General features: G+C 63.9%; 16 protein-coding genes. 9 read left to right on the top strand and 7 right to left on the bottom strand.

All coding sequences use genetic code 11. The features are described 5' to 3' along the window. Nucleotides 1-194, top strand: a 194-nt coding sequence (locus tag E7813_RS06285; RefSeq protein WP_291571951.1) for a hypothetical protein, incomplete at its 5' end; no start/stop codon positions are given. A gap of 53 nt (nucleotides 195-247) precedes the next feature. Here E7813_RS06285 and E7813_RS06280 read toward each other — a convergent pair. From E7813_RS06280 to E7813_RS06270, 3 genes are all read right to left on the bottom strand, one after another. Then, nucleotides 248-391 carry a hypothetical protein gene (locus E7813_RS06280; protein ID WP_291571949.1) on the bottom strand — a complete coding sequence of 48 codons (144 nt, stop codon included), beginning with the start codon at nucleotides 389-391 and terminating at the stop codon, nucleotides 248-250. A gap of 83 nt (nucleotides 392-474) precedes the next feature. Continuing rightward, the gene (locus E7813_RS06275; protein WP_291571947.1) at nucleotides 475-957 is read right to left on the bottom strand and encodes a MaoC family dehydratase; all 483 of its coding nucleotides are present in this window, start codon (nucleotides 955-957) and stop codon (nucleotides 475-477) included. Continuing rightward, the gene (locus E7813_RS06270) at nucleotides 957-1,421 is read right to left on the bottom strand and encodes a MaoC family dehydratase (protein ID WP_291571945.1); all 465 of its coding nucleotides are present in this window, start codon (nucleotides 1,419-1,421) and stop codon (nucleotides 957-959) included. Before E7813_RS06270 ends, E7813_RS06275 begins: the two co-directional genes overlap by 1 nt. Before the next feature lie 179 nt (nucleotides 1,422-1,600). Between E7813_RS06270 and E7813_RS06265 the strand changes: the two genes are divergently transcribed. Next, nucleotides 1,601-1,894 carry a DUF4282 domain-containing protein gene (locus E7813_RS06265; RefSeq protein WP_291571943.1) on the top strand — a complete coding sequence of 98 codons (294 nt, stop codon included), beginning with the start codon at nucleotides 1,601-1,603 and terminating at the stop codon, nucleotides 1,892-1,894. On the opposite strand, the gene ychF is transcribed toward E7813_RS06265, so the two are convergent. The 4 genes from ychF to E7813_RS06245 all read right to left on the bottom strand — a co-directional run bounded on the left by ychF (nucleotide 1,891) and on the right by E7813_RS06245 (nucleotide 4,892). Then, on the bottom strand, nucleotides 1,891-2,988 hold the full coding sequence (gene ychF / locus E7813_RS06260; RefSeq protein WP_291571941.1) for a redox-regulated ATPase YchF: 1,098 nt from the start codon (nucleotides 2,986-2,988) through the stop codon (nucleotides 1,891-1,893). The two genes, E7813_RS06265 and ychF, sit on opposite strands and share 4 nt — an antisense overlap. Nucleotides 2,989-3,027: 39 nt before the next feature. Then, the gene (pth, locus tag E7813_RS06255) at nucleotides 3,028-3,633 is read right to left on the bottom strand and encodes an aminoacyl-tRNA hydrolase (protein ID WP_291571939.1); all 606 of its coding nucleotides are present in this window, start codon (nucleotides 3,631-3,633) and stop codon (nucleotides 3,028-3,030) included. A 21-nt stretch (nucleotides 3,634-3,654) separates the two neighbouring features. Beyond that, complete coding sequence (locus tag E7813_RS06250; protein WP_291571937.1) at nucleotides 3,655-4,434, bottom strand: 50S ribosomal protein L25/general stress protein Ctc; 780 nt, start codon at nucleotides 4,432-4,434, stop codon at nucleotides 3,655-3,657. A gap of 191 nt (nucleotides 4,435-4,625) precedes the next feature. Further along, on the bottom strand, nucleotides 4,626-4,892 hold the full coding sequence (locus tag E7813_RS06245; RefSeq protein ID WP_291571935.1) for an accessory factor UbiK family protein: 267 nt from the start codon (nucleotides 4,890-4,892) through the stop codon (nucleotides 4,626-4,628). A gap of 175 nt (nucleotides 4,893-5,067) precedes the next feature. Here E7813_RS06245 and E7813_RS06240 point away from each other — a divergent pair, with 175 nt between their 5' ends. From E7813_RS06240 to E7813_RS06210, 7 genes are all read left to right on the top strand, one after another. Next, nucleotides 5,068-5,802, top strand: a complete 735-nt coding sequence (locus E7813_RS06240; protein WP_291571934.1) for a dienelactone hydrolase family protein — start codon at nucleotides 5,068-5,070, stop codon at nucleotides 5,800-5,802. Nucleotides 5,803-5,814: 12 nt separating this feature from the next. Further along, nucleotides 5,815-6,651 (top strand): prolipoprotein diacylglyceryl transferase, encoded by an 837-nt coding sequence (lgt, locus tag E7813_RS06235; RefSeq protein WP_291571932.1) that lies wholly within the window; start codon nucleotides 5,815-5,817, stop codon nucleotides 6,649-6,651. Between the two features lie 14 nt (nucleotides 6,652-6,665). After that, the gene (locus E7813_RS06230; RefSeq protein WP_291571930.1) at nucleotides 6,666-7,793 is read left to right on the top strand and encodes an SAM-dependent methyltransferase; all 1,128 of its coding nucleotides are present in this window, start codon (nucleotides 6,666-6,668) and stop codon (nucleotides 7,791-7,793) included. Further along, the gene (gene pgeF / locus E7813_RS06225) at nucleotides 7,790-8,560 is read left to right on the top strand and encodes a peptidoglycan editing factor PgeF (protein ID WP_291571929.1); all 771 of its coding nucleotides are present in this window, start codon (nucleotides 7,790-7,792) and stop codon (nucleotides 8,558-8,560) included. Before E7813_RS06230 ends, pgeF begins: the two co-directional genes overlap by 4 nt. Before the next feature lie 44 nt (nucleotides 8,561-8,604). After that, nucleotides 8,605-9,579 carry a threonine dehydratase gene (locus tag E7813_RS06220; RefSeq protein WP_291571927.1) on the top strand — a complete coding sequence of 325 codons (975 nt, stop codon included), beginning with the start codon at nucleotides 8,605-8,607 and terminating at the stop codon, nucleotides 9,577-9,579. A 165-nt stretch (nucleotides 9,580-9,744) separates the two neighbouring features. Next, nucleotides 9,745-10,326 (top strand): hypothetical protein, encoded by a 582-nt coding sequence (locus E7813_RS06215; protein WP_291571925.1) that lies wholly within the window; start codon nucleotides 9,745-9,747, stop codon nucleotides 10,324-10,326. 165 nt (nucleotides 10,327-10,491) lie between these two features. Next, nucleotides 10,492-11,445, top strand: a complete 954-nt coding sequence (locus tag E7813_RS06210) for a ribose-phosphate pyrophosphokinase (protein WP_291571953.1) — start codon at nucleotides 10,492-10,494, stop codon at nucleotides 11,443-11,445. Nucleotides 11,446-11,652 lie beyond the last annotated feature (207 nt).

Raw genomic sequence — 11,652 nt, 5'->3', positions numbered from 1 at the left:
CCGCTGCGACCAACAGCAGGCGCCGTCACCCGGCGGCGAATTTGGGACCCATCTTCATTCAAAGCATCCGGCCAAATAACACCGATCCGATCCCACTGCGGAATTCACCGCCGGGAATGGGGACCATCATGATCCGGTTTGTCGGCCTGCTGGCACTGGCCGTGGTGGCGCTGGCGCTGGTCTGGAGCCGCTGATTTTTCGCGAAATTTTCCGGGCGATTCGGCTGCCATGGTTAGCAAACCCTGACCTAGCGGCTGGCGAGCGCCGCGCGATCGAACGAATAGACGCCGTCGGCATAGCTTTTCACCACCATCACGGCGGTCAGCATCACCGCCAGCGTCACGGTTGCGAAGATAAAGCCCACAAATCTCAAGCCGCTGCGGTCTGCCATGGTCGTCCCCTGCGATCTGTCCCCGAAATCACTATGACAGGCACAAGGTTCAAAATGCGTTAGCGCGAAAGCAACGGCGCGTTTCATGCGCCGGCGTTGCGCCGCGGCACGAAGGCCGTCGCCAGATATGAAAACACCAAATCGCCGCGCTGGTTGGTGCCGGTGTTGCGGGCCTGCAGGATGCCCCATTCCGGGCGCTTCTCGGATGACCGCAGGGTTTCGACCTCGGTGGCAAAGCTGATGGTATCGCCGGCCAGCACCGGCTTGATCCAGCGCAATTCGCGAAATCCCGGCGACGGCCCCCACACCGCGATGTTCTCGCCGCGCGCCAAAGCCTCCTTCGCCAGGCGCTGGCCGTCGGCCACCATCAGCTTCATGCAGACCGATCCGACATGCCAGCCCGAGGCCGCCAGCCCGCCGAACAGCGATTTGCGTCCCTCTTCCTCGTCGAGATGAAAGCGCTGCGGATCGAACTGCCTCGCGAATTTCTTGATGGCATCGGCGGTGAAGGTGAACGATCCCACCTCGCGCCGCATACCGACCTTGATGTCCTCGAAGAAACGCATCAGCCCGCCTGCTCCGCGACGGCCGCGCGCCGCTGCACGATGATCGGCGAAACCATCTCGCACAAGGCTTGCCCTGCCGCGTTGCGGGCGACGGCCTTGAAAGTCACGATCCCGGTCGCGGGACGGCTGCGCGAAATCCTGGCCTCTATTACATCGATGTCAAGCATGAGTTCGTCATCGGGGCGAAGCGGCGCCAGCCAGCGCAATTCGTTGACGCCGGGCGAGCCCAGCGACGCGGTGCGGCCGATATAGCCGTCGAACATCATCCGCATCATGATCGAGCACAGATGCCAGCCCGAACCGGACAGGCCCTTCAGCATCGAGCGCTGCGCCGCTTCCTCGTCGAGGTGCATCGGCTGCGGATCGTATTCGGCGGCGAACGCCAGCATCTCCTCGCGCGTGACATGGCGCGGGCCGAAGCTGCCGAAATGGCCGGGCGGAAAATCTTCGAAGGTGAGGGTCATGATGGGGATTGCCGGAAGGAAGCCCGATTGTGGCCGTTATTTATGGCAATCTCAACCGGCGCGCCCGCAGGGCTCGTGTTTGTTCCCGACTTGCCCGGAACGGCATTCGGAGCTAGGCCCTGTGCTGCAAGCATTCAGTTTAGACGCAACTCATATTCGACCCGCCGGGAGAACGACCGATGTTTGAATTTGGGGATCTGTTTCAGTGGGACCGCTTTATCACTCCCACCATCATCAAGACCTTTTACTGGCTGGTCATCGCGCTGATCGGGCTGTTCGGCATTTCAGGCATTTTCTCCGGACTGGCCGCGATGGCGATCAGCCCGTTCGGCGGCTTCCTCCTGCTCTTGTCCTCGATCGCCAGCGTGGTCGTCGGCGTGATCTTTTCGCGGATCGCGGCGGAATTCATCCTGATCGTATTTCGTATCAACGAGCACCTCGGCGCCATCCGCGACCAGGGTTCGGGGCATTAGGTATTAAACCGGAAATGCATCACGTCGCCGTCGGCGACGACATACTCCTTGCCTTCGAGCCGCAGCTTGCCGGCGTCGCGGGCGCCGGCTTCGCCGCCGAATGCGACGTAGTCGGCATAGGCGATGGTTTCGGCGCGAATGAAACCCTTCTCGAAATCGGTATGAATGACGCCGGCCGCAGCCGGCGCCTTGGTGCCACGTTTGATGGTCCAGGCCCGCGCCTCCTTCGGGCCCACGGTGAAATAGGTAATGAGGTCGAGCAATTGGTAGCCGGCGCGGATCAGCCGGTCGAGACCGGCTTCCGCAAGGCCGAGCGTGTCGAGAAACTCGGTACGCTCCTCGCGTGACAGGGTCGCGATTTCCGATTCGATCTTGGCGGAGATCGCCACCGCAACCGCGCCTTCCTTCTTGGCGTAATCGGCAACCGCCTTCGAGAACTCGTTGCCGTCCGCGGCCGAGCCCTCCTCGACATTACAGACATAGAGCACGGGTTTCGAGGTCAGCAGGCCGAGCATGCCGAACGCGCGCTCTTCCTCGGGCTTGCGCTCGAGAAACCGCGCCGGTTTGCCTTCGCGCAATAGCACCAGCGCGCGGTTGACCAGATCAAGCTGCTCCTTGGCATCCTTGTCGTTGCCCTTGGCTTTCTTGGCGAGGTTGTCGACGCGCTTTTCCAGGCTGTCGAGATCGGCCAGCATCAGTTCGGTCTCGATGGTCTCGATATCGGCCAGTGGCGCGATCTTGCCTTCGACATGGGTGATGTCGGAATCCTCGAAACATCTCACCACATGCGCGATCGCGTCGACCTCGCGGATGGTGGCGAGAAACTGGTTGCCGAGACCCTCGCCTTTCGATGCGCCGCGCACCAGCCCCGCGATATCGAGAAAGGTCAGCCGGGTCGGGATGATCTGGGCCGACTTGCCGATCTCGGCAAGCTTGTCCAGCCGCGGATCGGGCACCGCGACCTCACCGACATTCGGCTCGATGGTGCAGAACGGATAATTCGCCGCCTGCGCCGCCGCGGTTTCGGTCAGCGCATTGAACAGCGTCGATTTGCCGACATTGGGCAACCCGACGATACCGCATTTGAATCCCATGATGTGTCCTGAAGTCCGTTCGTCGCGACCGGCGTAGCGTCACGCATCGCCGTCATCGTCCTTGTCAAGAAATCCCTTGGCCTGCATCGCCAGATGCACCTTGTTCTGAAACGTGGAATCGCGGTTGGTGACGAGCAGCCCGGCATTGTCGGCGATCGCCTCGCGCAACGCCTCGACCCACGGGCGATCGTCCTTGGTGAAATCGGACAGCACGTAACCGTGCACCAGTTCCTTGACGCCGGGATGGCCGATTCCCAGCCGCACCCGGCGATAGTCATTGCCGATATGCGAAGAGATCGAACGCAGGCCGTTGTGACCGGCAATGCCGCCGCCGACCTTGACGCGCACCTTGGCGGGCGGCAGTTCGAGCTCATCCTGAAACACGGTGATCTCGCCGGCGGAGAGCTTGAAGAAACTGGCGGCTTCCTGAACCGCGCGCCCGGATTCGTTCATGAAAGTCATCGGGCGAAGCAATACCACCCGCTCATGATCGAGCGTGCCTTCCGCGGTCTCGCCCTGAAAGCGGCGGCGCCACGGTGCGAAACCATGACGCCGCGCAATTTCATCGACCACCGCGAAACCGATATTGTGCCGGTTATGCGCGTATTTCGCGCCGGGATTGCCAAGGCCAACAAAGAGTCGCATGACGCGGCATCCCGCGCTCTGTTACTTCTTCTTGTCGCCACCGCCGGCGGGCGCTTTGGCGCCGGCCGCGGGCGCCTTCGCACCCGCCGCAGGAGCGGCCGCACCCGCTGCAGGCGCAGCGGCGGCAGCGCCGCCTGCCGCCGGAGCAGCGGCAGCCGCACCGGGAACAGCCGCGGCAGCCGCCGGACTGGCAGCCGCGGCGGCAGCAGCCGCAGCCGCTTTCATTTCTTCGGCGTAGCCGGACGGCGGCACGATGGTCACCAGCGTCACGTCTTCGCGCGACAACGACTTCACGCCGTCGGGCAGCTTGATGTCGGACAGATGCAGCGAGTGGCTGATCTCCAGACCGCTGACATCGGCCTCGACATATTGCGGAATGTTGTCGACCGAGCACACCAGATCGATGGTGTGGGTGACGATGTTGACGGTGCCGCCGCGCTTGACGCCGGGGGCGGCTTCCGAGTTCTGGACGTGCAGGGGCACGCTGACGCGGATGGTCGCGCCTTCGCCGAGCCGCATGAAATCGACATGGAGCGGAAAATCGCGCACCGCATCGAGATGGAAGTCGCGCGGGATCACGCGGTGCTTCTGGCCCTCGACGTCGATGTCGTAAATCGTGGTGAGAAACCGGCCGGCCAGGATGCGCTGGCGCAATTCGGCGTCGTCGACCGAGATGGTCAGGGGGGGCTGGTTGTTGCCATAGATCACTCCGGGCACTCTCCCGGCGCGACGCTCTGCCCGTGCGGCCCCCTTGCCGCCTGCCGGACGCGCGGTCGCCTTCAATTCCTTGACGGTCGCCATCTGCGTAAGTCCTTGTTTTCTAAAAGTTAAAGGCCGCATCGCGGCCCGGTTGCCGCCGCAGCAAGCCTCCAGGGGTGCGGGGGCTGCGGACGTGGCGGCGTTCTAGCCCCAAAGGCTGGAAATGACAAGGAAATGCGGGGATTTTTCTACCCTCCCTGGAGGGGAAGGTAAAACGCCTCACCCATCCATCTTCATGGTGCCGAGGCGGAAATGCCGAGCTTGGCTTCCAGCACCGCGATACGCGCCTTGAGCGCTTCGTTTTCCTCGCGCGCCAGCCGCGCCATCTCCTTGACCGCCTCGAACTCCTCGCGCTTGACGACGTCGAGGTCGCGCAGGATTTTTTCGGCCTGATTGCGGACCACCGTATCGACCTCGCGCTTGACGCCCTGGGCGGCGCCCGCGGCGTCGTTCATCAGGCGTCCGATCTCGTCGAAAAACCGGTTGCTGGTCTGGGTCATCGCTCAATCTCCGATCGGCTGCGAATGGGTCGATAGCTCAAGACAATGGCGATCCGTTGGCCGCCATTCAAGGCCGATGTTAGCGCTTCATCGGCAAGTCGCCTTGTCATGTCCTGGTTTCCTTGCAATCGTATCGGTTACTTGGGCCAAAAAACCGAGCAACGAAAGAAACGCCATGATCGACCAGCAGATCGAAATTCCGACCAGGGATGGCCATACCACTACCTTCATTACCCATCCCGAACGCGGCGGTCCGTTTCCCGTCATCATCTTCTACATGGATGCGCCGGCGATCCGCGAGGAACTGCGCGACATGGCGCGCCGGCTGGGCACCTCGGGCTACTACGTGATGCTGCCCAACATGTATTACCGCTCCGGCGTCATGGAACTTGCACCGATACCGCCGGACCCGGAAGCGCCCGAGCGCAAGCGGATGTTCGGCTTCATGAACTCGATCAACATCCCGATGGTGATGGAGGACACCAAGGCCCTGCTCGCCTATGCCGACACCCAGCCGGCGGCGAATGCGAAGATTGTCGGCACTGTCGGCTACTGCATGAGCGGACGCTATGCCGTCAACGCGGCCACGCATTTTCCGGACCGGGTCAAGGCCGCCGCCTCGATCTATGGAACGCACCTGGCCACCGACCAGCCGGACAGCCCGCACCTGGCCGCGAGCAAGACCAAGGCCGAACTGTATTTCGGCTGCGCCGAGACCGACATCTACGCGCCGCAGGAAATCATCGACAAGATCGCCGCTTCGATGAAGGGTGCCAACGCGGAAGTCGAGATCTATCCCGGCACCCATCACGGCTTCGCGTTTCCGAAACGGCCGGTCTATCATCGCGATGCCGCCGAACGGCATTGGGAGCGGCTGCTGGCGCTTTATCGCCGCAACCTCGCATCCTAGACCACGAGCACGATGCCGTTTCTCACCATTGCCTTTCCGGTGTTCGACCCGATCGCGGTTTCGATCGGGCCAATCGCGATCCGCTGGTATGCGCTGGCCTATATCGGCGGAATCGTGTTGGGATGGATTTACGCCCGCGCGCTGATCAAGAGCACCGGATTGTGGGGCGGACCGGCGCCGGTCACGCTGCTGCAGTTCGACGACTTCATCCTGTGGGTTACGGTCGGGATCATCCTCGGCGGCCGGACCGGCTACGTGCTGTTCTACAATCTGCCGTTCTTTATCCAGCATCCCGCCGAGATCTTCGAATTGTGGAAGGGCGGCATGTCGTTTCATGGCGGCTTCCTCGGCTGCGTCGCGGCGGTGATTCTGTTCTGCCGCAAGAACGACCTGCCGATCCTGTCGCTGGGCGATATCACCACGGCGGTCGGGCCGATCGGATTGTTTCTCGGCCGCCTCGCCAATTTCATCAACAGCGAGCTGTGGGGTCGCCCGGCGGACTCCAGCGTGCCCTGGGCGATGGTGTTTCCCAATGGCGGACCGCTGCCGCGCCATCCCAGCCAGCTCTACGAGGCGGCGCTCGAGGGAATCGTGCTGTTTACCATCCTGGCGGTGATGATCCGGATGGGCGCCCTGAAGCGGCCGGGCCTGATCCTCGGCAGCTTCATCGCGATCTACGGCCTTGCGCGTATCATCGGCGAGTTCTTCCGGGAGCCCGACCCGCAGCTTGGATTTTTGTGGGGCGGGCTGACCATGGGTATGCTGCTGTCGGTGCCGATGATCATTGCAGGAGCGGTGCTTATTGTGGTGGCATGGCGCCGCCAGCCGCCTCAACAAAGACCGAACTGAGTTCAAGGCGACCCGTGACCGAATATTCACCGCTCCAGGCCGAGCTCAAGAAGCTGATCCAGTCGTCCGGGCCGATGCCGGTCTGGCGTTACATGGAATTGTGCCTGACCCATCCGCAGCACGGCTATTATGTCGCGCGCGATCCGCTGGGGCGCGAAGGCGATTTCACCACCGCGCCCGAAGTCAGCCAGATGTTCGGCGAATTGCTGGGGTTGTGGGCGGCCTCGGTATGGAAGTCGATCGGCTCGCCGTCTCTGCTGCGGCTGATCGAACTCGGACCCGGCCGCGGCACCATGATGGCGGACGCGCTGCGGGCGCTGCGGGTGTTGCCGCCGCTGTACCAGTCGCTGAGCATCCATCTGGTCGAGATCAACCCGGTGCTGCGCGATAAGCAGAAATCCACCTTGTCCGGCGTGCGCAACATTGCCTGGCACAGCAGCATCGACGACGTGCCGGACGGTCCCTCCGTTATTTTCGCCAATGAATATTTCGACGTGCTGCCGATCCACCAGATGGTCAAGCGCGAGACCGGCTGGCACGAGCGTACCGTCGAGATCGACGACAACGGCAGACTTGCGTTCGGCGCCGCCGCCGAGCCTGTGCCGCGCTTCGAGGTGCTGCTGCCGCCGCTGGTGCGCGCCGCCCCGGTCGGCGCGGTGTTCGAATGGCGGCCCGACGCCGAGATCATGAAGATCGCGACGCGGGTGCGCGATCAGGACGGCGCGGCGCTGATCATCGACTACGGCCACTTGCGCAGCGACGCCGGCGACACCTTCCAGGCCATCGCCCGCCACAGCTTCACCGATCCCCTGAAAAACCCGGGACAGGCCGACGTCACCGCACATGTCGACTTCCAGGCGCTGGTGCGCGCCGCCGAGGATCTGGGGGCGCGCGTTCATGGCCCGATACCGCAGGGCGAGTTTCTCAAACGGCTCGGCATCGAAACCCGCGCCGCCACCCTGATGGCGAAGGCCTCGCCTGAGGTTTCCGAAGATATTTCCGGCGCGCTGAAACGGCTGATCGGCGGCGGCCGTGGCGGCATGGGCTCGATGTTCAAGGTGCTCGCGATCTCGGAACCCAACCTCACCTCGCTGGCGGGGCTGAGCGATGTTGAGCCGGCCGCCGGAGTGGAGGCGCGATGACGCTGGGATCGCCACTGCTCTCGGCCGTTCCCGGCTTGCGCCATGCCTTCTTCACGCGCGATGGCGGCGTCTCCAATGGCATCTATGCCGGCCTCAATGGCGGCCTTGGCTCGGACGACGATCCCGCCCATGTCGCGGAAAATCGCCGGCGGATGGCCGAGCGGATGGGCGTCGCGCCGGCGAATTTTCTCAGCGTGCACCAGCTCCATTCGCCCGATGCCGTGGTGGCGACCGGACCGTGGCCGGGCACGTCGCGGCCGCGCGCCGACGCCATCGTCACCCGTGTCGAGGGCCTTTCGATCGGCGTCACAGCGGCCGACTGCGGGCCGATATTGCTGGCCGACCCCAACGCGCGGGTGATTGGCGCTGCGCATGCGGGGTGGAAGGGAGCGCTGTCGGGCATCGTGGAATCCACCGTGGAAGCAATGGAAAAACTCGGCGCCGAGCGCGCCGGCATCGTCGCCGCCATCGGTCCCCTGATCCGCCAGCACTCTTATGAAGTGGGCGGCGAATTCGTCGAGCGCTTCGTGGAGGCCGATGCGGAGAACGCCTTGTTCTTCATTCCCTCGGCACGCCAGGGGCATGCGATGTTCGACCTTGCAGGCTTCATCCGAACGCGGCTCGAAAATGCCGGCGTCCTGATGATCGACGACATCGGCGTCGATACCTATGCCGATGAGCGCTTCTACAGCTACCGCCGCTCGGTGCATCGCAAGGAGCCGGACTACGGCCGGCATGTTCATGCCATCGCGCTGGAGCGCGCGTAGCCTGGCCGCGCTATAAAGCCGGGATCGATCGCGAAGGAAGAGACATGCCGCTGTTTACGCTTGACGAGCTTGAGGCCACCGTGGCGACGGTTCGCCCCTTCGTGCCGCCGACGCCCGCTTATGCATGGCCGCTGCTCGCCAAAAGAACCGGCGCCGAGATCATCGTCAAGCACGAGAACCACACCCCGACCGGATCGTTCAAGGCCCGCGGCCCGCTGGCCTATCTGGATGCCTTGCGCCGTGACGGCCGCTTGCCTAAGGGGCTGGTCACCGCCACGCGCGGTAACCACGGCCAGTCCGTCGCTATCGCCGCGGCGCGCAGCGGCATTCCGTCGATCATCGTGGTCCCCGAGGGCAATTCGAGCGAAAAGAACGCCGCGATGGAGGCGTTCGGCGGCCAATTGGTGACGGCCGGCAAGGACTTCGACGAAAGCCGCGTCATCGCGGCGGAAATCCAGCAGCAGCGCGGCTATCATTTCGTGCCGTCGTTTCACCGCGAACTCGTCAAGGGCGTTGCGACCTACGCTTATGAGCTGTTCACGACGTGCCCCGATCTCGACGTTGTCTACGTGCCGATCGGCATGGGTTCGGGGATCTGCGGCCTGATCACGGTGCGCGATCTGCTCGGGCTCAAGACCGAGATCGTCGGCGTCGTCGCCGAGAACGCGCCGGCGTTCGCGCACTCGTTCGAGGCCGGCCGTCCCATCCCGTCCAATTCGGCGCGGACCTTTGCCGATGGCATGGCATGCCGCGACCCGCAGCCCGAGGCGTTCGAGATCATCGCCGCCGGCGCCGCACGCGTGGTGGCGGTCAGCGAGGCCGATATCGCCGAGGCCATCCGCATCTACTACGCCACCACCCACAATCTGGCCGAGGGCGCAGGCGCCGCTCCGCTGGCGGCGCTGCTCAAGGAGAAGAACCGCTATGCCGGCAAGCGCGTCGGCCTGGTCCTGTCCGGCGGCAACATCGACATGGCCGTCTTCGCACAGATTCTGCGCGGCGAGACGCCCGCCGCTTGACCGAAAAATCCTCCGTTTGGCCATCTTTGGCGGCGTGTCATCAGCCTTCGCAACCCTTGGCAACCCTTGGCAACCCTTGGCATCCCTAGACCTTAACGCAAATTAACGATATCGGTCGGGGCGATGAGGGACACCATGATACCCCCGTTCCGGGCTATCGGAACCGTGACGCGCCGTGCATGCGTGGTGTCGCTGCTGGCGATCGCCTGCGCACTGGGCGGCTGCGCCGGCGGACCCGGTCTCAGCTCGTTCACCCAGGCCGGCAGCGGCGCCACCGTGGCCTTCGAATCGATCGACGGCCCGCCTCCGCAGGTGTTCGACCGCATGGTGAGCGTGCTCGACAGCGAATCGAAGCTTCGCAACCTGCAGATCGTGTCGCGCGAAGGGGCGGCTTCGTACCGGGTGCGAAGCTATCTCGCCGCCGAGGTCAGCCGCGGCCGTACCACTATCGCATGGGTCTGGGACGTCTATGACGGCAACCAGCAGCGCGCGCTGCGGCTTTCCGGCGAGGAACCGGCCGGCAAGGCCGGCCGCGACGCCTGGGCTGCCGCCGACGATATGGTGCTGCGAAAAATCGCCCAGGCCGGGTTGAGCGGCCTCAGCGCCATGGTCAACGGAACCGGCCCGGCGGACGGACAACCCGGGTCCGGACAGGGTCTTCGCGGCCCGGCGGTCGCAGATGCCGGGCAGCCCTCGCCCGCTGCGGAAGCCTTCCGCGTGAGCGCCCTCAGCTACAGCGGCCATTAACGATAATCGGCTTTGGGACGCTGATTTTGCGCAGGAAAACCCGACGCGACGGGTTGCCAGCGGGACCACCTCCTTGATATCACCTCGCTCATCGAAACGCGCCGGTTCCGTGGGTATTCCGATATGCTGAACGTCGTATCCGGCAAGGCGCGGAGAGAGGCCTCGATGTCGGCCAAGAACGGCTCCATCAAGCTCGTCGCCGGCAACTCCAATCCCGCCTTGGCGCAGGCCATCGCCGAATGGCTGAACCTGCCGCTGGCCAAGGCCAGCGTCCGCCGCTTTGCCGACAACGAGATTTTCGTCGAGATCCTCGAGAACGTGCGTGGCTCGGACGCGTTCATCATCCAGTCGACGTCGTTTCCGGCCAACGACCATCTGATGGAATTGCTGATCATCACCGATGCCATGCGCCGCTCGTCGGCGCGCCGCATCACCGCGGTGATCCCCTATTTCGGTTACGCCCGGCAGGACCGCAAGGTCGGTTCGCGCGCGCCGATTTCCGCCAAGCTGGTCGCCAACATGATCACCCATGCCGGCGTCGACCGCGTCATGACGCTCGACCTGCACGCCGCGCAAATCCAGGGTTTCTTCGATATTCCGACAGACAATCTGTTCGCTTCGCCGGTGATGGTGCGCGACATCAAGGAACGCTTCGACCTCGGCAATGTGCTGGTGGTGTCGCCCGATGTCGGCGGTGTGGTGCGCGCGCGCGGCCTCGCCAAGCGCATCAATACCCCGCTGGCGATCATCGACAAGCGGCGCGAACGTGCCGGCGAATCCGAAGTCATGAACGTGATCGGCGATTGCGCCGGCTACACCTGCATCCTGGTCGACGACATCGTCGATTCCGGCGGCACGCTGGTCAACGCCGCCGACGCGCTGCTCGCCAACGGCGCCAAGGAAGTCTACGCCTATATAAGCCATGGCGTGCTGTCCGGCGGCGCCGCCGCCCGCATCGCCGGTTCGAAGCTGAAGGAACTGGTGATCACCGACTCGATCCTGCCGACCGAAGCGGTCCGCAACGCCGCCAATATCCGTACGCTGTCCCTCGCATCCCTGATCGGCGAAGCCATCGGCCGCACCGCGTCGGAAGAGTCGGTGTCGAGCCTGTTTGATTAGCAAGCTATCGCTCACTCCCCGCTCCAACTGCAGACACGATTTCTCGATCTCGCCGCATGCCTGCGCGAAGTTTTGCTGGAAACGTCCTGCCCTTCCAAAAGGAGGGCGCAGGGAATGCCGGGCGCCCAATGCGCCCGCAGCCTGGCAGGGCAGAAAAACAAGCCATGCCAGTAACAGTCACCACGGTCACACCGGAATCACCCGGCA

It is taken from the genome of Bradyrhizobium sp. (genome assembly GCF_004799405.1).
GTDB lineage: Bacteria > Pseudomonadota > Alphaproteobacteria > Rhizobiales > Xanthobacteraceae > Bradyrhizobium.
Note: the sequence above shows the minus strand (reverse complement) of the source record. Positions and strands in the feature narration are given on the sequence as shown.